18 protein-coding genes are annotated in these 23,133 nt (G+C 44.1%); 8 read left to right on the forward strand and 10 right to left on the reverse strand.

The genetic code is table 11. From position 1 onward, the window contains the following. Positions 1-13: 13 nt before the first annotated feature. From OZ401_RS13950 to OZ401_RS13960, 3 genes are all read right to left on the reverse strand, one after another. Positions 14-3,229 carry a protein kinase domain-containing protein gene (locus tag OZ401_RS13950; RefSeq protein ID WP_341471077.1) on the reverse strand — a complete coding sequence of 1,072 codons (3,216 nt, stop codon included), beginning with the start codon at positions 3,227-3,229 and terminating at the stop codon, positions 14-16. 241 nt (positions 3,230-3,470) lie between these two features. Further along, positions 3,471-4,103, reverse strand: coding sequence for an FHA domain-containing protein (locus tag OZ401_RS13955; RefSeq protein WP_341471078.1), 633 nt, complete (start codon positions 4,101-4,103; stop codon positions 3,471-3,473). A 35-nt stretch (positions 4,104-4,138) separates the two neighbouring features. Then, the gene (locus OZ401_RS13960; protein WP_341471079.1) at positions 4,139-6,871 is read right to left on the reverse strand and encodes an FHA domain-containing protein; all 2,733 of its coding nucleotides are present in this window, start codon (positions 6,869-6,871) and stop codon (positions 4,139-4,141) included. Positions 6,872-7,107: 236 nt separating this feature from the next. Here OZ401_RS13960 and OZ401_RS13965 point away from each other — a divergent pair, with 236 nt between their 5' ends. The 8 genes from OZ401_RS13965 to OZ401_RS14000 all read left to right on the forward strand — a co-directional run bounded on the left by OZ401_RS13965 (position 7,108) and on the right by OZ401_RS14000 (position 16,022). Beyond that, positions 7,108-7,977, forward strand: coding sequence for an esterase/lipase family protein (locus tag OZ401_RS13965; protein WP_341471080.1), 870 nt, complete (start codon positions 7,108-7,110; stop codon positions 7,975-7,977). Between the two features lie 129 nt (positions 7,978-8,106). Then, positions 8,107-8,856: a hypothetical protein gene (locus OZ401_RS13970; RefSeq protein ID WP_341471081.1), complete on the forward strand. Its 750-nt coding sequence runs from the start codon at positions 8,107-8,109 to the stop codon at positions 8,854-8,856. Positions 8,857-9,204: 348 nt separating this feature from the next. Further along, positions 9,205-11,031 carry a serine/threonine-protein kinase gene (locus tag OZ401_RS13975; protein WP_341471082.1) on the forward strand — a complete coding sequence of 609 codons (1,827 nt, stop codon included), beginning with the start codon at positions 9,205-9,207 and terminating at the stop codon, positions 11,029-11,031. Between the two features lie 15 nt (positions 11,032-11,046). Next, positions 11,047-11,697 carry an FHA domain-containing protein gene (locus OZ401_RS13980; protein ID WP_341471083.1) on the forward strand — a complete coding sequence of 217 codons (651 nt, stop codon included), beginning with the start codon at positions 11,047-11,049 and terminating at the stop codon, positions 11,695-11,697. Between the two features lie 189 nt (positions 11,698-11,886). Then, complete coding sequence (locus OZ401_RS13985) at positions 11,887-12,627, forward strand: hypothetical protein (protein WP_341471084.1); 741 nt, start codon at positions 11,887-11,889, stop codon at positions 12,625-12,627. A 117-nt stretch (positions 12,628-12,744) separates the two neighbouring features. Continuing rightward, a complete protein-coding gene (locus OZ401_RS13990) occupies positions 12,745-13,683 on the forward strand; it encodes a hypothetical protein (RefSeq protein ID WP_341471085.1) in 939 nt (312 codons plus the stop codon). Between the two features lie 236 nt (positions 13,684-13,919). Further along, positions 13,920-14,801: a tetratricopeptide repeat protein gene (locus OZ401_RS13995; protein ID WP_341471086.1), complete on the forward strand. Its 882-nt coding sequence runs from the start codon at positions 13,920-13,922 to the stop codon at positions 14,799-14,801. A gap of 63 nt (positions 14,802-14,864) precedes the next feature. Continuing rightward, entirely contained in the window at positions 14,865-16,022 is a 1,158-nt protein-coding gene (locus OZ401_RS14000; RefSeq protein ID WP_341471087.1) for a hypothetical protein, read from the forward strand. Positions 16,023-16,331: 309 nt separating this feature from the next. Here the strand turns inward: OZ401_RS14000 and OZ401_RS14005 are convergent, their stop codons facing one another. From OZ401_RS14005 to OZ401_RS14035, 7 genes are all read right to left on the reverse strand, one after another. Then, the gene (locus tag OZ401_RS14005) at positions 16,332-16,643 is read right to left on the reverse strand and encodes a DUF4258 domain-containing protein (protein WP_341471088.1); all 312 of its coding nucleotides are present in this window, start codon (positions 16,641-16,643) and stop codon (positions 16,332-16,334) included. Positions 16,644-17,195: 552 nt separating this feature from the next. Beyond that, positions 17,196-18,056 carry an FAD binding domain-containing protein gene (locus OZ401_RS14010; RefSeq protein WP_341471089.1) on the reverse strand — a complete coding sequence of 287 codons (861 nt, stop codon included), beginning with the start codon at positions 18,054-18,056 and terminating at the stop codon, positions 17,196-17,198. Between the two features lie 12 nt (positions 18,057-18,068). Further along, positions 18,069-20,396: a xanthine dehydrogenase family protein molybdopterin-binding subunit gene (locus OZ401_RS14015; protein WP_341471090.1), complete on the reverse strand. Its 2,328-nt coding sequence runs from the start codon at positions 20,394-20,396 to the stop codon at positions 18,069-18,071. 54 nt (positions 20,397-20,450) lie between these two features. Then, positions 20,451-20,930 (reverse strand): (2Fe-2S)-binding protein, encoded by a 480-nt coding sequence (locus OZ401_RS14020; RefSeq protein WP_341471091.1) that lies wholly within the window; start codon positions 20,928-20,930, stop codon positions 20,451-20,453. A gap of 21 nt (positions 20,931-20,951) precedes the next feature. Then, the gene (locus tag OZ401_RS14025; RefSeq protein ID WP_341471092.1) at positions 20,952-21,446 is read right to left on the reverse strand and encodes an SRPBCC family protein; all 495 of its coding nucleotides are present in this window, start codon (positions 21,444-21,446) and stop codon (positions 20,952-20,954) included. Positions 21,447-21,502: 56 nt separating this feature from the next. Further along, positions 21,503-21,970, reverse strand: coding sequence for an SRPBCC family protein (locus tag OZ401_RS14030; RefSeq protein ID WP_341471093.1), 468 nt, complete (start codon positions 21,968-21,970; stop codon positions 21,503-21,505). 50 nt (positions 21,971-22,020) lie between these two features. Further along, a complete protein-coding gene (locus OZ401_RS14035) occupies positions 22,021-23,085 on the reverse strand; it encodes a molybdopterin-binding domain-containing protein (RefSeq protein ID WP_341471094.1) in 1,065 nt (354 codons plus the stop codon). Positions 23,086-23,133: the final 48 nt, after the last annotated feature.

Below are 23,133 nucleotides of genomic sequence, written 5' to 3' on the forward strand. Positions count from 1 at the left end.
TGCGTTGTGCATGTTAAGGCATATTCTCAGCCCAATTAACCGTCATTGCCCCCATATCAGATGGTCCAGATTGGTTATAAGTAAGCACCTTCAAGCTGGGAGTGTAAATCGGGTTGCGTTTATCATCGAATGAGAAAGTGCCAAGCACAGTATCAAGGTTTTTGGTTTTGAGCAAAGCTTCTCGAACCGCGCCTACTTCACATGAACCGGATGTTTTCATTGCATTCGCCAGTAATTGTATAGCCGCGTAAGAATTAGCTGCCCAGTCAAGTGGTATATTACCAAATTTGCTCTGGTAACGCTGTACAAAACTAGGATTTGTTACCTGTGCATTCATGTAGAACCAAGAGTTGGCAAAAATTGAACCATCTGCCACAGCGCCTCCTTTCCTGCCATAATCGGGATTATCCCACAAGTCTGAGGTTATAAATCTTACCGACCAAGGAAATCCTAGTTGGCGCGCTTCCTTCATAATAGCAACAGTTTCATCAACCGAAGCTACAATGAAAATTTCCTCGGGGTTTTGCGGTTTTATTCGGGCGAGTGCAGCGTTGAAATCGGTCTCCCCTTGCTTGAATGACACATTTTCAACCACACTAACCCCTTTGCTTTGAAACGCAGCCTGAAAATCTTGAACATAAGCTTTATAATTGGGGGCGTCATTGTAAAAAAATGCTACTTTCTGATAACCCAACCGTTTTTTGGTTTGCTCAACCACATAATTGGTAATATATGTTTGGGAAATCTTATTGTTAAAAATGTTCTGTCCAAGTTTTCCATCGTAGTAACCTAATCCAGGGTTATTATCAGCCACTACAACCATTACCGCATCCTGAAACGAACTGGCATTTGTTTGATTGATAAACCCATGGTCAATAAGCATAGTTACTTTCTCAGTGTTTACCAATTTCTGGTATGCGGGCAATTGGACTTGCGTCCCCGAATCAGGTGAAGGGATTTCTTCAACTACTAGCTTTAGTTTTACCTTACTACCCAGCAAACCGGAAGCATTGATATCTTCGATTGCCATTTCAGCACCCTGCTGTTCAAACTTACCCCACATCCCTTGATTACCGGTAAATGGCAGCAATGCCCCAATTTTTACCTCTCCATCCAAAATGCAAGAGGCAACCGGAGTGGGTATGGGGGGCGCAGTAATCGCCTTAACGGCTGAGGCAATCTCCGCCAGCCTGATAGTTTTATCCATACTACCGGAAGCAACCGTATTGCCATCAGGACTGAAGGCTACTGAAGTAACCGAATCGGTACTGCCTTCTACCATCAAAAGTAATTTACCACTTCCGGCATCCCAGACCCTTACCTTTTTATCGCTGCTACCGGAAGCAATGGTCTTGCCGTCGCCGCGATATGCTAGTGAAGTTACGCTACCTTCCTGACCTTCCAACGCAATTTTGCTTTTACCGCCCGGCACAGTGTAATCCCAGAGTTTGATGGTGTTATCTTTGCCACCCGTAGCCAGTTCCAGCCCATCAGGGCTGAACTCTACCGCATTGATTTCAGCTTGGAAATCTTTGATAGTATTCAGTTCTAACACTCCGCTGTTGTCAGCGTTAAGTTTCCAGATTTTTACAGTCTTGTCAGCACTGGCGCTGGCAAATGTTTTACTGATAGGACTGAATGCGACAGATTTGATTGGCGCAGAATGAGTGGTGAGCGTTGCTATTTTATTGTTGTTTTTAAGATCCCATACATTAACAGCATTATCTAAGCTACCGCTTAACACCTGCAAGCTGTCAAAGCTGAAAGCTACCGAGGTAACTTCAGCGGAATGCCCCTTAAATTCATTTAAAAGCGTACCATCGGCTATACGCCATATCCGCACTATGCTATCCACACCACCACTGGCTAATTTTTGCCCGTCTGGGCTAATAGCTACAGTGCTGGCGCTACCGGGCTGTCCTTGTAGCGCAAGGCTAACAGACCCGTTAGCCACATTGACTAAACGGATTACACCGTCCTGACTAGCGGTGGCGATAGTTTTACCGTCTGGACTGTAACTGATTGCCAGAACCGGACTATTAATGTTAATAATAGTCGTATTGTTTATTATCGTTACCTTTGGGCTGAATAAATTCACCACTAAAAGGCTGATAATTGTTGAAACTACTAGAAAAGATACCCCGCTTATCCAGGTAATCGGGCGGCGAAATAATGGTTTGCCCCCGGCGTTACCGGATAGTCTAGGAGAACCGTTTCGCTTTGAATCCTTCCCACCATTAGGAGATTTATCCGGCGTAATAGACGAAACCTGCTCTGTTTGCCGGCTTTGGGTTTTTGCCTCAGCGGCTAACTGAGCCAGAGGAGTGGTAGGCTTTTCCTGAGAAAGTTGCTGTACCTTGCGATTTTCAAGTGCAGCTCTAAATTGCAGAGCAAAGGCGCTGGCAGATTCAGGGCGTGTGTGTGGGTCTTTGGCAGTAGCCTTCGCCAGTATCTCATCCAACATAGGCGGATAAGCCAGACCGGGAGCGTGTTCTGATATTTTAGGCAACGGCGAGCTCAAATGCTGATGAGCCAGCGCTTCCTGATTTCCCTGAAAAGGGGGTTGCCCGGTTATAAGTTGGTAGGTGATGATACCAAGTGCATAAATATCACTAGATTTACCAGCTTTTCCGTTCCACTGTTCAGGAGCCATATAAAGGGGAGTGCCACTAGATGCTGATTGTACTTGCGAGGCTGAACCGGAAAGGAAAGCAGCCAAACCAAAATCTGCGATTAGCGGTTGCCCTGCTATATCAAGAAGAATGTTGGCGGGCTTAAGATCGCGGTGTATCAACCCTTTTTGATGGGCGCTGTCAAGAGCAGCCGCAATTTTGGTTAGAAGATTGGCAACCTCGGACAAAGGAAGCGGGCAAGATGAGCCACCAAGAGCAGGATGGAGTTTTGCGGAGAGAGTACCTCCTTCCGCCAAATCGGTAACTATATAACAAATACTATCTGAAGCTTCGAAATCACTCACTCGCAGAATATTCGGGTGATGTAGTTGCGCTAGAATGCCGGCTTCAACTTTAATGGAATTGCGAATTTGAGGGTCAGCCACAAATTGCCGCTTGAGGATTTTAATTGCAACCACTCTAGGGGGGCTAAATTTTGTATCATCCGCTTGAAAAACCTCACCAAAACTTCCATTGCCCAGCGAACGAACTAAGCGATACCTTCCTCCAAGTAATGTGGCGGGAGTCTCGTTATTCTGCATCGAATCTTTCGACATTTTTATTATTCCTGAACATAATAGAACTTCGTGAGCTTGTTTTAAAAGGGGTTGATTGTGACCAAAGCCTAGTATTCCCTTGAGCGTAGTTCTAGGTAATTCAATTTCACAATAATTCGATATTGTATTAAATATATTTAAAATGATAGAAAAAATCAATCGAAATATGGTAAAATTCCACTCACGTAGTAAAATGTAGGCTCAAACTTACACTAAAAAAGGGTTGGTAGCCCACTCGTTCTTAATATAAATCAAGCCGATAACCAACTCCTCTTATCGTGACAATGCAAGGCGCAGTATCAGACTTTAAGTCAAGTTTGTTTCTTAGAAACTTAATCAACTGTTCTATACTATTATTATATTCCTGACTATCTTGTAGCTCAGGTTCATAGAGAAATTGAGCTATTTCAAGACGAGTGCAAATATTACCGGCTTTATTGTAAAGATACTCAAATAGTTTCCAAGCATTCCCATTTAATTGAATTGATTGTGCTTTCCCCTTTTTCTCTCTGGTTACTTTCATCGTTCGATAGTCAATTTTCACAGTAGAACGAGAACTTGGACCACGAGGTTCAGTAGGTGCGGGGTCTTCAAACCTGAAAATTATATTGGCAAATTCTAGTCTGTCACCGTGGTTTAGAAAAACATCACTTTTTATATCCCTCCCATTAACTTTGGTGCCATGGGTACTACCTAGATCACGAACACTGACCATTGCCCCAGAAAATTTAATAAGCGCGTGATAGCGCGAACAACGCCCACTGTCTAGCACAATATTATTGTCAGTCGCTCTACCTATTCTTATTTCAGTACCTTTAAGGATATAGACTTGCTGGTTTTCTGCTACCAAACGTGGCAATATCTCATCTGTCAAGAATAAACCTCCATTTCTTGCAATAATAGCGACGTTTAGCGACGTTGCCAGCGTCTATCTTTGCGTTTTTGAAAGAATATAGCCAGTCCAAGAAAAACCACAAATAGTGTCCCCAACATCACCAAGCGCAGTAATAACTGTCCTTCTCTTGTACCATGTTCACCTCTTGAGTTTATTTCACAAGGGTTGGTGGAATAATTTCGCGGATCATATCCTTTATCCGACTCGCAAGGTACAGAAATACCCATTGTGGGCTGGGAAAAATAAAGTTGGTTCAGGTCTGCACTTGTACCTAATGCCTCTAATGACCAGCGGCTAACCGTTGCATAGCTTAAAGCTTTGCTTGGTCCGTTTAAGTCGAAGATAACCCCCGCAAGTATAATTTGGGGGATAAGAATCACAGGTACAATGCTTATCGCCTTATCGGTATTTGAAGCAATAGTCGATATAAACAAGCCCATCCCGACACCACCAAGCGTTGTCAGAAATACTCCTAGGCATAGCTCAAAAAAAGCAGAGAAGAACACCCCATGCGGTGGGACTCCGACAATTAGCAGCACTATTCCCACCAGCATTAAGGTCTGTACAAGAGATAGGATAGCTAATACTATGACTTTGGATAAAATATATGGAACAACTCCCAGATTAACCATCCGTTCCCGCAAATATATAGCGTTTTCTTTAGTGATTTCGCGAGCCGAATTATTTGTGCCAAGCCACACCCCGGCGATTGAGAGCATAAATAAAATTCGTTGCCCATCTGCCGGAGAACTACCTATATTCCAGATATTTTGCCCACCCACCATCGCCAGAATTAAGCCAATTATCGGAGCCTGTAATAATAATACCAGCAGATTTACTCTATCTCTGAACAACAATTCGATATAACGCAACGCAAGCAGACTGAACTGACGAAAAGGTTTTTGTTTCGCTATAGTCGGAATTGCCGTGGTATTTGGCTTTAAATTGAGCCGGGACTGAGGTTTGGCTATATATGTTTGGTAATCTGCAGAGCGTCTGAATTTATCTTCCCACTCTGCCGGGTTATTTTCTGTAGCCTCTAGTTTACTGTAAATGTCGGCAAATTCGTTCACCTCGAAAAACTTCAAGGCTTCTGCCGGCGGTCCAAAATAGCAAAGTCTACCGCCTTTACCCAGAAAGGCAACTTTATCACATACATTGATATTTGCAGTGGCATGCGTAACCAGCACCACAGTGCGTCCTGCATCTGCCAGTCTGCGTAACAAAAACATTAATTTCTTGTCAAGACCGGGGTCTAGCCCAGAGGTAGGTTCATCCAGAAAAAACAACACCGGACGCGCAATCAGTTCTGCTGCAATAGAGGCTCTTTTTCGCTGCCCACCGGAGAGTCGAGTAATCTCAACGTTTCGGCTGGAAGTTAACTCCACGTCTTTTAGAACCTCTTCTATCCTGACTTTAATTTCTGCTTTTTTTGTATCGGGGGGCAGTCGTAATTTTGCAAGATAATACAAAGCTCTTTCAACCGTTAATTCCCGATGGATAATATCATCTTGTGGAACATAGCCCAGTTGATTGCGATAGGTTGCGAAATTAACATAATAGTCCTCACCATTTATTATTACCTGCCCCTCATCTGCCGGGCGAAAGCCATTCAAGGCATCCATTAATGTTGATTTACCGGCACCACTACCACCTACCAGCGCCACCAACTCAAGTGGTTTTATTGAAACCGAAATGTTGTTGAGTAATATTCGGGTGCTTCCGGCTTTTTTGCTCAGCGCTACGCCATCCAACCATATCTGGCTGGAATCAAACTGGGTGAGATTCTTACCATTATAAGTTAAACGATAGCCTGCAATCTGTAACTTATCTCCGGGGAAAATTTCAACCGATTTTCTGGTGACCTTTTTATCATTAATAAATGTACCGTTTGTGCTGCCAAGGTCCTGAATTTTAGCTAGATTTTGCCCCTTAGTAATGACCGCATGGTGTGCCGAAACCTGCGGAAAGTTCAACACCACCACATTATCTGGCGTTCGTCCAATAGTAATTACTTCAAGTTCTGAGCTTATATCAAAGACCGTTTCCAAGCTTGGAATGGGTTTACCGTAATCAAGGTAGCTAAGAGTTACAATATTTCCCAGTGCATCTCCGATTCTCAATATGTCTTCATTTTTTAGAAGTAGCTCGTCTAAATGCTCACCGTTATAAATCAAGCCGTTTGTAGATTTAAGATCTCGGATAAAAAATGTATCACCACTGGCGGATAAATCGGCATGCCAACGTGAAATTACAGATACAGGAATGACAATATCATTGTCTTCCGAGCGTCCAATTCGGAATCTCGGTTTATCTAGGATATATTCTTTGGTATGTTCAATGTTATTAATAAAGTAAGTGACTTTTAAGCGAGGTGCTTCTTTCCGCGCAAATTGGGTTTTAAGCATAGGGCTATCTGGTTCTTGAGGCTTAATGTTCTCCGAATTCCGTTGAGTTACAAAAAATGATACAACTCCCCCTAATTGTATTCTATCACCGGGTTTAACTATAGTCGTCCCCTCTCGGACTGTTCCATTAATTGTTAAGGGAGCTTCCGCCCGCAATTTTTCTATAGTTAAATTTTCTGCTTCAATAACCGCTTTTAAATGATGAGAAACCACCTCTGGATAATTTAGAACAAGGTTATTAGTTAAATCGCTTCCTATTGTGAAAGAGGCTGTATCGGGTAAATATTCACCGATTATTCTACCGTAAGCGCTTAATACTATTTTGGTATTGTTGGTCATATTTTTTCTTATTTGTTGTTATTAAGAGTGTCACTAAGCAACAAAATTATTACACAAAAAGATTAGAAACTCCAATTTAACATAAAAGTCGATTTCCCTAATTATAGCTTTGCTAAGGCTTACTTAAGCGACAGTTAAGTGCAATCTATTTGTCAAGTATCTTTCCAAGATATTACTAAAATGGGAGTATCGTAAAAAGATTTAATAACTGTTTCGAATGAAAGCGGATGCAAAAAATGAAAAGAAATATTTATGGCGCTATCTTTTTGTTAGTATTTGTGGTGGGCTTATCTGGGTTAATTTCTTCACAATTTATTCTGAACAATAATATTTCTAAACAAATTAATCCAAATAATAAAGTAATCGTTTTTGTACATGGAATTCGTCCTCCCACCGATTGCGCTTCACGAGATGTAAAAGCCGATATTGGTGCAGAAACATTTGGAGAAATTAAGAAAGAACTCATCACAAAAACCGGAATAGAAGAAAACCGTTTTTTCTATTACAACTATTCATTCACTCCCTCAAATCTTTTTTTAGAAGACTGTCGTGATACTTGGGCTTCGCTTGCTACCCATACTGAAAAGTTAAACAGCTTTATTTCCACCATCGTTCTAAAAAACTATCCTGATGCAGACATTACTTTTATTTCGCATTCGTTGGGCGGTTTATTAGTGGCTAATTGGCTTACAGCTACAAAGTCCGATTATCTTAAGCATTTAAATTCTTTGATTACAATTGATAGCCCTCTTCGTGGGGCTAGCTTAGCTGGAATCTGCGACAATTTAGCGGTTTCGTTTCTCGCGCCAGTTTGTAATGACCTCAAGTTGGGTAGTAGCACCATTCGTCAGGTAGAGCAGTTAGCCCCGTCTATCACAAAAATCTATAATATTCGAAATATGGCGGATGCAATTGTAAAGCCTGAAGAAGCTTATCTGGATGGCGCAGCCGGAATACTCGACCTTAATGTCAGCTCCTACGGCAATTTTACTGAGCATAACGTTGGGCTAGCACACCCCGAAGCTCTTAAATTTATCGTATCCATCGTAAACGATGCAAGAAAATTCCCCTCCTTTATCTTTGGTCGTGAAAGCGCGTTAGGTTAAGCATCAAATTAGATTTCTGAAAAAATTCTCAGAAATCTTTCAGATAACCCTCTTATATCTGATCAGATTAACAAATTATGATACAGGTGTGCTTCGCAGCAAATAATTAAGTGAAAGGATAATAACGAAATGACTGAAAGTAATTTTCCTGTTCCGGCTTACCAGAACAATCTTTCCGAGACTCAACTAGTCCCGATTATTGGTACTGTAAATTGTAGCGGTGGTGTGCCTTTGCTAGCTATACCGATAAAATCCGGCACTGTTCGCGCATATATTCCAGGTTTCTCTCCGGTTTTTGTTTTGGCACGTAACCCCGGTATCACCTGGATGGAAGTTGCTTTTCTCACCTCAACCGGTGACATGGTCAATGGCTGGATCGAAGCCGTGTATATAACGGATATTTACAAAGACCAGCGCAGTGTTAATCCGCTTGATCTACGCATTTCGCAATTTGAAAATAATACCCTTCATGAAATCGCCGAGTATCGCGCCACAATTGCTCCCGGTTGGAAACAGTCCCTTACCTATCTATGCGGATTTCTTATTCCGTTTGGAGCAGTAGGTACGATGGCTGCATTTGGTAATCACGCTTCCGGTGTAGGCGCAGGCTTAGCAGTAGCCTTGGTTGTGCTGATTGCCACGATTGTAGCACTTAAAAAATCGCATCCGGGTAAGGCAGAGTTAAAACGGCTTGAGCTTATCCGGCGAGCGCGGCAGGGATCAATCCTCAATATCAAGGAAGATGCCAGAAAAGCTATGCTGCTAACCGGGACGTTAGCAGGTTCTTTATTAGTCGGTAAAACAGCACTAGATGTGTACTTAAAAACCCGCCCTACTAAATCAGTAACCAGAACAGATATTAATATACATCGTTGGTAGTATAAATCACATCTTGCACTAAGTTCAACCTTAGTGCAAGAGATCAGTAAGATTAATAATCATTAAGAATAAACCAATAAAGTTTAGTTGCTAATAAGCGATCTTTAGATTATACTAAAGATACTATAAAGGAAATCAGAACCTCGCATCCAGCGCAATGTAGCCGATACCAGTTAATTTGAATATCTTCAACCCATGTTAGGGTTAAGTTAATTTTGCCAAAGTGAAAATAAACATTGCAGCAGGAAAATAATTGGTGAAAATCTTCACTTGTTAATATACAGTAAAATTTTTTTCATAACCGCTAAAATTAATTTATAATTTTAGTCAGCCTTGGAGGATATTTGTATGGCAGAGCGTAAACCAGGCGATATTATTCTTGGAAAATATGAGATCAAACAGCGCTTGGGTAAGGGGGGTGGGGGTGTAGTATATCTCGCCTATGAAGCATCTTTGCGTCGAAATGTAGCAATAAAAGAACTGATTAATTCCTCTGATCTTCGTCAAAGTGGACAATTCGAAGAACTTAATAACCGCTTCGAACGTGAAGCCATTCTGAACGCACAATTCACCAGTTATCCTGTCATTACAATTTATGGTAAAGAAATTGACAAGGATGGAAATATTTTTCTGGTTATGGAGTTAGCGCCCAGAGGTTCCCTTTATGACCTATTACAAAATCGGCAGGGTAAACCAATGTCTCTGGATGAATTTTACCCACTTGCTTACGATATTCTAAAAGCGGTCAAAGCGATTCACGCTCACCCATCCGGGATTGTACATCGGGATGTAAAGCCTTCAAACATTTTACTGACAGACAACGGCGCAAAGTTGGCGGATTTCGGAGTAGCCCAACTGGCGGAAGAATCATCGCGTAGCCGGATTCTATCAAAAAGCCATCCCGGTACGCCGCTCTATATGTCTCCAGAACAGGAAAAAGATACTGGTTATCTGGATAATCGCAGCGACCTGTATTCAATTGGTCTGGTTTTTTATGAGATGCTGACCGGGGAGCGCTATAAGATGAAGCGCGTAATGCCGCCTAGCAAGCTCAATAGCGCTGTTACCCCAATGCTAGATTACATTATCCAGCACATGATTGAGCAAGATCGAGATAAGCGCTACAACACTGCCGATGATATTCTTGCCGATATGGAAAAGGCAAAGCGTGGGGCGATGCCACCAGAAATGACCGTACCTAACCCCGCACCTCCAACTGTGGTGATACCTCCAGTGCCGTCAACCTCCCCGAAACCAACAAAGAAAAAGGGTGCGCCTGTAGTGGCGATTTTAGTCGGGTTGGTGATTTTGATTGTCGCAGGGGTGGGAGCATTCTTTGCTCTTTCCAGTAATTCAGGAACTTCACAGGCAGCAGTAGCTGCGACCGCTACTTCGGTTCCAACCACAACTATCGCTGAGCCGACTGCAACCGTGACTCCCGTCCCGACTGCTACTCCGCAGCCGACTGCAACCGTGACTCCTGTCCCGACTGCTACTCCGCAGCCGACTGCCACGCCTACAGTAGCGCCAACCGTAACCCCGTTACCAACCGCTACGGTAGCAGCCACAACGGCAACCACTGCTGCGGGAACCCCGACTAACCCTGTAAGTTTACCTTTTGAGGATAACTTTAAGGGTGGCGCAAAAGCCGACTGGAGACCTGTAAATGAGCAAGGTAACAGTAAGTGGGCAGTAGATAACGGAGGTTATACTCTCCTATCAGGTGGTAAAGGAGCAGTATTTATCGGTGACACAAGTTGGGAAAATTACAGCTTAAAAATAAAAATATGGGAGTTACCTGGGGAACTTGCTCAAGTATCTATTTTGGTGCGTTATCAGGATGAGAGTAATTACCTATATCTTAACTTAAGTGGTAATTCTGCTCAATGGATATCAATCAAAAATGGTCGCCCTACCCTCTTAAACCGGGATGCCAAATGTTATGCATTCAATGCCTTCGGTAATTGCGGCTATCTCAGTCCCCTTGAATTAAATATAGTAGTGCAAGATACAAACATTTATGCCTACAGTGGTACAACGGAAATAGCCAAGTTTGAAGCTACTACTGATACTAAAGATTTGATACCTCTCAAGGGTTATGCTGGTATTAGAATTGACATGAAAAATAATAATAAGCCACCCCGAATTGAGAGTGTAAAGATAAGCAAGGTTTAGAGCAGGTCTAAAGATATGGCAGAAGTTGATTACCCCCGTCTAGTAGCAGAAGACGGTGAAGTACATGTGCTGGGTGCGCCTTCAATAAATTTGGGGCGCGCCCCCGATAATCATATTGTTTTGAGAAGTGAGCGTTGTTCGCGGCATCACGCCGTTATCTCTTTCAGCAATGGGCGTTGTTATCTGCGCGACCTTGATAGTAAGAACGGCACTTATTTGAACGGGGTATTGATAAAGACCAGCCATATGCTCGCAGATGGTGACCGGATAACTATCGGAGGGCTTGTCTTTAATTTTGAAGATTTGATGATCACCAGAACCGATAGCCTAGTAATAGACCGAACAGTGTCACTTCGTAGCCGCATCTTGCCCGATCCCAATCGCTTGCAAGTAACAATAGAGCGAGAGGGTCGGCGCGAGACTTATACTCTGAACGCTAATCAATGGAAACTTTTCTGGCTTTTCTATCAAAAATCCAGTCAAGTTGTGACAAGAGACGAAATTTCAAGAGCTATATATCCGGTCGATAACCCTAACCCAGATTTTTACGGCGGACCCATTGAAACGCATGTTTCGCGTTTGCGTAAAGCTCTAGCAATGGACAACGATAACACCGTACCCTATATCCGAGCGATTAGGGGTATGGGTTATAAACTGGAATGTTAGCAAGGTTGCAAAACCGATAGCTTATTGCCAGATTTATGAAAACCTTTAACGTAGTAAATAGCTTATAACTAAAGCGGTAAAGGTTAGAGAAATCCCAAAATAAATATTAAATCCGACCAGTTGTTAGCCAAGTTGTATTGCCTGGATTTTATTAAGGTATGCCTGAATCTGGACTGAAAGGAAATTAAAATGTCTAACTATGGACAACAAATGATTAATCAGAGCAATGCGGAAGTAGTAGCACTACCGCCATTTTTACAACCGGTTGAGAAGAAATTCTTATGGTTATCAATAGGTATAACCGGAATCGCCCTATTAGTCGGAATCGCCTTTGGTGCTATTGCTTTAATCGGTGGAACAAACTCAGCCTCGTCCAGAGTGGTTGCCACAGTAGCCAATTCCACCAGTTTTTATGCCACCTCTTTTAACCAATCGGGCAGCTTTAATTCCTCTACTTACGCCGGAACAAGTACTGCTTCCCTTGGTGGGTCTAGTTCAGATGGTGGAAACCAAGTAGGTTCTGCCGATACCTCTTCTGTGAATCTGCCTGTAGCGGTTTATCCGGGCGCACGCTTAATCACCTTGAAACCCGAACAGCAAAGAGATACTGCGCTTGCGCTGGGCTTCGGCAAGCTAATGGGTTTGCGGAATACCGAGTATTACGTATTTGCAAGCAGTGACTCCAAAGATAAGGTAGCTGCCTTTTATCAACGCGAGTTTGCCAGTAAAGGCTATCAGACCGCCGCTGCCGGTACTTCAACCAATATTCAAGGGCTTGGCGCAACTAAAATCAGTTTGGCAGGGGTTAACATTGTCTCCATTGGTTTTGTAGAAGGGCAGAACAATATGAAATATATTGAAGGCAATACCAACGGATTGACCATCTACGCAGTAGTTTGGGCGGAAGGTCGCTATGAAGATTTGATGTAAAACCTATTTGGGATAGGGATTTAGTAGGAAATTGGAGCGATTGTACTATTACAAGAAAGAAAGGAGCGGCGCATCCTCTGCGCTACTTGTACAGGCAGGCATTGCGCCGATTGAAATATGGAAAATACAATTGATGAAATTCAGCAAGCTATTGAAGCAGGCGAAATAGAACGGGCGCGTCTTTTATTGCGAGATGCCTTGAAACAACCCGATGCCAAAATCTATTACCTCGCCTCGAAAGTGGCTTTAAATGAAAATCAGCGTCAAAGTTTTCTACAGAAAGCCATTGAACTCGATCCTCAATACGCAGAGGGGAATCAGACACTAGAGCAACAAGTAAATCCGGTGGCTGTTGCTGAAACTCCTGTTCAATACCAATACGGCATGCAACCTGAAAACGCTATGACGGTTGCCCAGGCAACTGTAACTCCAGAGTACCCTATCAACTATAACCTATCTACATCGCCCCAACAGGTATATAACGTTATACAACCGGGGTATGCTATCAAAAAACCGAAATTCCCTAAAATTCTAGTTATTGGCGCACTTGTTTTAGTAGTAATCGGGGTGCTAGGTATAATTATTGCCGTAATAAGCGCCTCTAACTCTTCTTCTAAAAATTATGGCAGCTCAAGTAGCAGTAGCGGCTATAGCCGCCCAACCGCTACGCCCGACCCCAGAGTTTACATTTCTTCATATAAATGTCTAACCAGCGGTTATGCAGAGCAAATCGGTACTTACTTTGAAGCCTGTGCTGATCCATCAGATTTTTACCCGTCAGTTAATGGCAAAATCAATCTCTATTACAGACTGATTTCTAATACCAAGCCAGTCTCTGGAACATCTGTAAATTTTAGATTTTACTCCAAATTAACCTCAGAGACATGTTCAAGTTATACAAATTCAAGTGGTATAGCTACTTGCTCTATTCCTGTAGGCGGCAAAGGGATGTTCCTATCCAGTGGCGAAACAGAAGCTTTTACAATCGTTGCCAAAGCCACCTATAGCGGTAAGGACGTTGGCGCTACTGCTTATGCCACCGCTTATGGTCAATAGCGAAAAGCACAATTTTCTGGAAGTAATAGGGAACAGTTAAGTTGTCCCCTTTATCAAAGAATCTGTTTAAGAAAAAGGGCAATCCGGGAAAGGCGGAAAAGCTATAAGGTCTGACGAAACTCATAGAAGGCAATGTCAATGGGTAGATTGTCCTAAGGATGGTTTAAGTTAAGACTGCTTAGAGGATTTGATTTAACAAGCGAGTTTTAAAATATTCTAAAAAGTGGAGCATAAATATGGACGAGCAGATTAAACAAGCGATTGAGGCGGATAATATAGAAGAAGCGCGCCGCCTTATCAGAGAAGCATTGCAAAATAACCCTACCGCCGACACTTATTATTATGCCGCGCGCGTAGCCTTGAATGACCAGCAGCGAGAGTCATTTCTCAAGAAAGCGTTGGAGCTTGACCCCTGGCATGAGCTTGCTGCTAATGAGTTGGAGAAACTTTCGAGCAGGCAACTAGCTCCGCTAATGGAATATACTCCGACAGTAGCTAATCCCGCTTCTCTTGAAATACAAACTGCTATTCCAACTGTAACAGCAACGGTGGTTCATAAAAAAGGCGTACCCGTCTGGACATGGTTGATGATGGGTGTGGCTGTGATGGTGGTTGCAGGGGTAATTATTGGCGCACTCGCGGTTGTAAGCTCTAATAACCAGAACGTATCGGCAACTGCCACCGCCGAGGCTTATAAGCTAGCCGCTACCGCTACCGCGTCGGTTCCCACACCTACGCCCAAGCCGGTTGTTATCGCCAGAAGCGTAGGGTGCTTACCTGAAATTACCGACAAGACCTATACTACCGAGCCGATGATGCAGGTTTGTGTAACACCGAAAAATCCGGGTCAATACAGTGATGTCACGGTTTATGCCCGCATTTTACAAAAACGTCAGCCTACTTCTGGACTAGGGGCATATGCTTATTTTAATTACCGATATTTTCCAGCAAGTCTAAATAGTCTTACGGATGCAGACGGCATTGCGAGAATAAGGGTCAATACCGGAGTTATCACGGTTGATTATCCGGTACGAGTAGATATCACCTTTTTTGACTCGTCTGGCAAGAAGATACAGTACACACCCAAAGCAGATGAGAATATTTTTACGCCAGAATAAAGCTGGGTAAATCTAACGCAACCATTTGTAGCTTGGTTATTATCAAGTAGAAAGGCAAAAGTTATGGCAGAAAATAATATTGAGATTCGCAACGCAATTGACTCATTTGAAATTGATCAAGCCCGCAAATTATTACGCGATGCCTTTAAGCAAAACCCTGATGGCGAGACTTATTACCTAGCTTCCTTGGTAGCCATCAGTGAGAGCCAGAAAAAAAGCTTTCTGGAAAAAGCCATTGAGCTTGATCCTTTTCACGAGGAGGCACACCGGACACTTGAAAATAAGACCGTTACCTTGGATAAACCTGTAATTCCTGATCGTAAAGAGGATAAATCTGCTGCCATTTTGAGGCAGGTTAAGGAGGAAGCCACCCGCAATTTGGAGCAGGTAACAGACAGTAAGGTCGTGCCACTCAAGCCGGATGATCAGCGTCTGGATATGCTAGTGCAAATCCAGAATGGTGAACAGCTTTATATAACTGGCACAGTAGTCAGCACCGAGCGTTATAACCTCTTTACCATTCCTCATGTAAAAGGAATGGTGTGTGCTAGCGTTCCACCAAGTGCAAACTTGATTATGATTGCACGTACCCCCAACGAGAAGTGGTTCAACGTGATTTATACCAGCACCATCGGTCAGAATGTGCTGGGTTGGATCCAGTCTCCGGCAATTGAGAAGATAAGTTTGCTTGAAAAGGAAGTTAATCTGCTGGATTTACCTATTACCAATTTTGAGTATAACAACCGGGATGAAGTGGTAGAGCTTTTAAAGCGCGATCGCAAACCGTGGCTTATACCGTTAAGAATAATTCTGGGGATAATCACGGCTTTCCTGGCTATAATAGGTATTGCACTAGTTTCTACTGAATCCAGCTACTCTTATTATTCTGAAAGATACTATTCAACTGGAAATGGCACTGCCGGAGTAGTGGTATTAGTAATAGCTGCTTTATTCCTAGTAGGGTTTATTCTTACTTTCACTGCCTTTAAGGGCATTAGATTTCCCAAGTTAGAGCGGGAGCGAATTAATCGCATACGCCGGAGCAAGCAGAGTGAAGGTGAGAACCGACGTGAGGACATGTTTAACGCTGCAAAAATTGCGGCGGGAGTGGCTGCAACCGGGTTAGCTGCTACGGTTGGGGTAAAAGCCTTGTTCAAGTCTATGCCCACTAAAACTGAAAGTACAAGCAATCTTAATGTGAATATCCGAGATCAACGCTAGCTAGAAAACCATTGAAGGTAGTGGATAAGTCATTCAAAAACTAGGGGCAATGTGTTAGCTTCCCGAACGTTCAGCCTTGAAGGGTTGTACCGATTTGAACCGCTGGAACGTAACCGGGGCAGCCTTTATGCACCAGACGGTAATCTTGAAAGAGTCTAAAATTAAGTATAGGCTCATAAAGCCTGTGTTTTGCTTAGCGATACAAACTGCCGCCTATAAGACGGCAGTTTGAAACCGATTAAAATGCGAAGTGGTTATGCAAAAAGCTTGGGGGGGAAATTTCAGAGCTTATTAAATGGGATAACTAAATTAAGCTGCTTTGTCTGCTGGCAAAATACGGTGTTTGAGTTTCTTTTTGATAGTCCGAAGAGCTTTAGGGTTTTTATATATGGTGATAATTGATTGCTGATTTGCGCTTAAAAGAACAGTGACACCTATCAGTTTTTGTACCCAGTCCAAGTTTCGATCTTCTCTAGGAATATCTCTTTCACCTAAGAAATAAAAGCAAATACCTGTTTTTCTCTCAATGCGACCATGGTTTAGGATATAATATATTTCTTGCTGGTTGAAATTCCTTTGTCGCATACGACGAGTCGCATGATAAGTTAAGCCTGCTTCCATTTTTGATATCCTTTCAGTTATAATGCTAACTAATCTTCTTTATTTGCTCTAATTTTAGAAAATTTCTGGGAAAATATTTGGCAGATACCTTGCACTTAACTGTCGCTTTAGTAAATCTTATGTAAGCCGTGATTAGAAACAGTTTCGGTATGAAAATTCTGAGAAATGGTAAGAGATAAAGAACAAATCGGTGGTTTTTGTTGAGCGATATTAAGAAATGCTCTTCCGCAACTTCGATACTGTTTGCGAAATCAGCTTTTATCCCTAATTTGGAGTAATTACGCAGGTCCTTGACAAGGCTGTAAAATAAAAAGTCTGATAGCAACAGAAGAATTGCAACTAAGAACCGAAAATGCCGCACAGACACTGGCTATAAGCTCAGTAACTGCTCCAATCATCGTGCACACTGGTTCCCTTAAAGCGGGATACGCAAAAATTTCTAAGCCAGTTATTGGCTCGCTGGGATTATTCTATGACCATTACGACTCTATTGCACCAACGAAAAAAAAGGACGAACATTGAAAGTTCGCCCTTTTTTGAATTTTCGCTATATTAGCTTGCTAACGCCGCTTTGATAGCGCGTTTGGCAAACACGTCCGCCATCGCCCTACGATATTCGTGTGAACCATGCAAGTCCGAGAGTGCATCCACATCGGTGGCGCTTCCGCTACAAGCTGCCTCGATTGTAGCATCGTCAAGCTTCTTGCCAACCAATGCGTTTTCCACTACTGCGCTGCGCATCGGAATCGCTGCCAGACCGCTAAAACCAATCGCGGCGCTGGTGCAAACACCATTGCCATCGACCCCGATAATCGCTGCCGCCCCAACCACCGAATAGTGACTGGCTTTGTTGGCAAGCTTCTTGTAACTTGATTTCTTACCCGCCGGAGTAGGGAAGCTGATTTCGGTAAGGATTTCACCCGGTTCAATGCTGGTAGTCAGAATGGATACGAAGAAATCGCTCAAGGCTACTACGCGCTCACCCTTGCTACTCTTGAGAGTAACGCTGGCATCCAGAGCCAATAATACGGCGGGAAGGTCGCTGGAGGGGTCGGCGTGTACGGTGCTGCCGCCGATAGTACCCCAGTTTCGCACCTGAACATCGCCGATAACGCTGGCGGCTTCCGGTAGAATAGGAGCTTTCTGCTTGAGCAAGTCGCTAGTTTCAATCGTGTAGTAATTGGTCATTGCGCCGAGTTTAATCCTGCCACCCTCTTCCTTAATATAAGAAAGTTGGCTGCGCAAGCCCTTTATGTCGATCAGAACGCCCGGTTGAGCAAGACGCAAGCGCATAGCCGGAATAAGGCTATGCCCACCCGCCAAGATTTTGGCGTTATCGCCATGTTCGGAAAGAAGCGCAAGTGCCTCATCCAAACCGGCGGGAGCAAAATATTCAAAAGTGCTAGGTATCATCTATTTTCTCTCCTATTTTCCGTGGATTGCGCGCCACAACTTCTCAGGGCGCAACGGCATATCTATATCTTTTATTCCGGTATTAATCAAAGCATCCATTAGCGCATTCACCACGCAAGGAGTGCTGGCGATAGTACCTGCCTCGCCTACGCCCTTTACGCCCATCGGATTAACCGGGCTAGGTGTACAAGTGCTACCGAGTTCGAAGTGCGGCAGTTCGGTGGCATTCGGTACGGTATAATCCATCAAAGTACCGGTTACCAACTGACCGTCACTATCGTACACTACTTCCTCATACAAAGCTTGGGCGATACCTTGCGCCAAGCCGCCATGAACCTGTCCTTCCACTAGCAAAGGGTTGATCTGGTTGCCCACATCGTCCACCGCTACATACTTGAGGAATTTCACCTCGCCGGTGTCGGCATCAATTTCTACCGCGCAAATGTGCGTACCGAACGGGAAGGTAAAGTTGGTAGGCTCAAAGAAGCGAGTGGATTCCAAACCCGGTTCGATACCATCGAACGGATTTACATAGGCACGAAATACCACTTCCTGAATCGTCACGCTTTTACCACCGGCAGCGCCCTTCACCGTATATTTGCCGGTATCGAATACCACATCTTCCTCACTGGCTTCCAGCATAGAGGCAGCTATCTTGCGAGCTTTTTCTTTAACGGTTTCTATTGCCATTGCCAACGCCGCGCCACCAACCGCAGTACCGCGACTACCGTAAGTTCCTAAACCATAGGATGTATTGCCCGTATCGCCGTGCTTAACGATAACGTCGTTATAATCCAAGCCGAATTCGGTTGCGACCATCTGGGCAAAGCTGGTTTCCTGTCCTTGACCATGGGGAGAAGCGCCGCTGAATACGGTGGCTTTCCCGGTTTTCTCAAAGCGCAGGGTGGCAGATTCCCAACCGCCACTGGTAAACATGCCCTTGCTAGGACCCATGCCACAGACCTCAGAATAACTGCTCATCCCGATACCAACGTAACGACCGTTGGCGCGAGCATCTGCCGCCATTTTCTGCATATTGGCATAATCAAACATTTCCAGCGCTTTGTCCAACGCAATATCATAATCGCCGCTGTCGTAGGTAAGCCCAACCGGAGTGGCAAAGGGGAATTTTTCTTTGGGAATAAAATTCTTGCGGCGGATTTCTGCCTGATCCATCCCAAGTTCATTCGCCAACAAAGTGACTATGCGCTCGATGAAATAGGTTGCTTCAGGGCGACCCGCGCCTCGGTAGGCATCGGTTGAAACCTTGTTGGTAATGACGTTATAAACCTTGAAATAAGCGGCGGGCATATCGTATGCGCCGGTTGCCATCAAGCCGGTAAGGGCAGAGATACAGGCAGTCAGCACCTGATAATAAGCGCCTATATCCTGATATGCGGTAATATCAATGCCGAGAATTGTGCCGTCTTTATTGGCAGCAATGCGCACATAATCTATCTGACCGCGCCCGTGAATCATAGATGCCAACGATTCACTGCGGGTTTCGCTCCATTTTACCGGACGACCTAGCTTGCGGGCGGCATATGCACAAACCAATTCTTCAGGGTAGTAATTAAGTTTTGCGCCAAAACCGCCACCTACTTCCGGTGCAACCACTCGCACCTGATGTTCGGGGATGCTCAAGGTTAATGCCAAGAAGGTTCTGGTATAGTGCGGAATCTGGGTGCTGGTATAGAGGGTAAGCGCATCCTCGCCTTTTTGCCAAACCGCCACGCAACCGCGCCCTTCCATTGGGCTAGGGGCAAGGCGTTGGTTGTTAAAGCGCTGCTCCACGATTACTTCCGCATTGGCAAAAGCTTCTTTAGTCTTGGCAGCATCGCCAAATTCGAGCGTTGCACCGATATTGTTGGGAATGCCATCGTGTACCAGCGCGGGTAAACCCTTCGCCGCTTCTTCAATATCAACTACTGCGGGAAGTTCTTCATATTCCACACTTATAAGCTCAGAAGCATCGCGAGCAGTGGCGCGGTCATCGGCAATTACCACCGCGACTACTTCACCGACATAGCGAACTTTATCACTGGTAATGGCAGAATGAGGGGGAATTATACAATTAGCTCCAAACGGCACTGCAACCATCTCACCAGCTTTACCCTTCAAATCTTCGCCCGTCAACACCGCCAGAACGCCGGGGTGCTTTTTAGCGGCAGAAGTATCAATGCTTTTGATACGAGCATGCGCATAATCGCTGCGTAAGAAGTGGGCATAGGACATATTTACAAACTTGAAATCATCGGTATAGCTGGCATTACCGGTGATAAGGCGGGGGTCTTCTCGGCGCTTAATGCGTGCGCCGACCATACCGGAAATAGCTCCCATATATATTTATAACCTCCTCGTTATTATGAAACTGGGTTTTACCCCGATACTGCTTTAGGCTTTTGCTGCGGAATTTTTAGCGGCGTGTTGTACTGCTTTCACAATGTTTTGGTAGCCGGTGCAGCGGCACAGATTACCTTCAATACCCTTGCGGATTTCTTCTTCGGAGGGGTTAGGATTGCGTTGCAAAAGCTGTTCGCTGGATAGAATCATGCCCGGTGTGCAATAACCGCATTGCAAACCGTGTTCTTCCCAGAAACCTTCCTGAAGCGGGTGCAATTTCCCATCTTCAGCCGCCAGACCTTCAATGGTGGTAATTTCCCCCCCATCTGCTTGAACTGCAAAGGCAGTACAACTTTTTATGCTATTACCGTTTAGAAGAACTGTGCATGCACCACACTGGCTGGTATCGCAGCCGATATGGGTTCCGGTCAATGCTAACTCTTCTCGCAAAAAATGAACCAACAAAGTGCGTGGTTCAACGTCACGAGTATAAGTAGTCCCGTTTACGGTCAATGTAATAGTCCTCTTCACGAGTTTTACTCCTCTTACTAACTAAGATTGAATACCAGGATTTACTACTTCTTTATTAAGCATATCTTGATTATAAGGTTGCTTTTCGACACTTTTAAAAAAGTTCCCGATCAGCAATTTGGCGAGCGGTGAGAGCATGCGGGTTCCAATATCTGCAAGTTTCCCACCAATATGCACTTCACCTTTGTATTTAACTAAGGTATAGAGCTTATTGCCTGCGTCAAATTCCTCAAAATCAAAAACAGCTTGACCTTTGAGGTGGCTATGCGTACCGCCACCTTCTATTGATAAAATATAGTGGAAAGGTTTTTGAATTTCTGTAAGGCGAAGTATTCCGTTGTAGGTTCCTTTAATCGAACCAACCCCAATTTTCAAGGTGGCTTCATATTCTTCAGGGGAAATTTGAAGCAGTTTTTCACAACCGGGCAGAGATTTCTCTAGAATTTCTCTGTCCATAATCTTGTTCCAAACAAGCTCAGGAGGCGCTTTTAATTTATAATCGCCGTTGATTTCCACCTAGTAAAACCTTCTAAAGTATTCGGGTGGGTTATTTTTTAATACTGCAAACTGCCCTAATAATGAACGGCAGTCTCTAGACGTGCCAAGATTTCTTCAAAAGCTTCTTGTATTTTGTGCTTGAAACCTTCAAAGGCAGCATTAAAAAGGGGATTACCGGCATCCATATTGAGCCGATAGTTGAGAATAGTCCTAGTGCCTTCGGGATGGCTATCTGTGCCTTCTTCAGGTTCAACCTCGTCAGGGTGCTTTAGCTCGAAGGTTCCTTCAACTGTTTTGACCAGCTTATTCTCAACATTAAAATTGCTGCTGTAATTGTGGATTATATCGTTAAACATAAGTTGGGCATCGTGCAACCCTTTTAATATCGCAAAATCCACCATTACTGCAACATCGAAGAGCGCTACGCCAACCTGCTCAAATTTTTCTGCTTGAACCGCATTTTTCCATGCTTCCGCGCTAAAAAGTGATTTCCACACTTCTTCGCGGTCAATTTTCATAGGAACGTTACCGTTGATTTCCATAGCCGTAGTTCTTTTTAGTATTTTTTGCCAGATTAGTATTGTTTAAATCGCTATTTGCGCCCGTAATCCGGGAAACGAAAAGCCATTTCGCGGATAAATAACCCACCGTGACCCATCCGGGCAATATCCCGGTTGGTTAACCGCTCTCCGGCACAAAACCGAGCCAAAAATAGATCACCCAATGTAGTCTCCGAGAACATGCCACAGCTTGCTAAACCAAATATTGCCATTTCGTCCCAGTAAGCTAACCAAAAGAGTGTTCCGGGGTGGGCGGGCGCTCCTTGACGTTCCATCCGCGCCCCCACTTCTTGCAATGCGCCAAAGATGGGATCGAGCGGATCGGAGGAATGACCCCCCACATGCAATACCAGTTCTGCTCCTTGCTGCTTAAATGCCCTGAGTCTTTCCACTAACTCGGATTGGAGACTTTGCACTTGCTGTACACCCAAGTTTTCTGCCCCAAACCAATTCAATTTGTTACGTACAGAATCTACAAAGCGTTTACGTACCGATTCTTTAAGAACTTCTCGGTAAATTACCCCGATTTTTCGTGGCAAGAAGGGTTTTACATCGATGATTGGCGCACCCTCACAAATTAGTGACGCTGTTCGCAGGTGTTCTTCGGGATAGACCAGCGTGGTAACTTTAGCGCCCGCTACCTCTCTCCCGGCTTCAATTGCCATATGATTGTAAAGGGTAAAAACCGCTACTCCGGGTAATTCATTCAAGCGCTCCAACCGCTCCAGATCAATACTCAGCAACCCTCGTGCTGTAGCAAGTAGATTATAGCGGCTTTCGCTCGGTCCTGAAAGTTCCACGCCAGAACCTGCGACCATTTGTGCAAGCGCCAAGCCTGCGGCATCTTCGCCGACATCGCCTGCCCCCGGTACAATTAAGTGCAGTTCAAAACCTTGTGGGGCATTAGTCCCCAGACTCTTTATTGCCGCTCTGGTTTCAACATTATCAGATAATATCTGACCTTTGCGGAAAAGATAACCGCTACCTTTACCGAAATCAGGAACATTTGCAGCCACAACTTTATTTTGCAACTCAGGCAAAACAAGTTCAATAGGGACCGCATTTATACGCGCAAGCGGCAAAGTAATTACTTCCAATTTCCCGCCTATCTTCGCCGGTAAATTGTGATGCTATCTTAAATAACA

Origin of the sequence: Candidatus Chlorohelix allophototropha (genome assembly GCF_030389965.1) — a bacterium.
Lineage (GTDB): Bacteria > Chloroflexota > Chloroflexia > Chloroheliales > Chloroheliaceae > Chlorohelix > Chlorohelix allophototropha.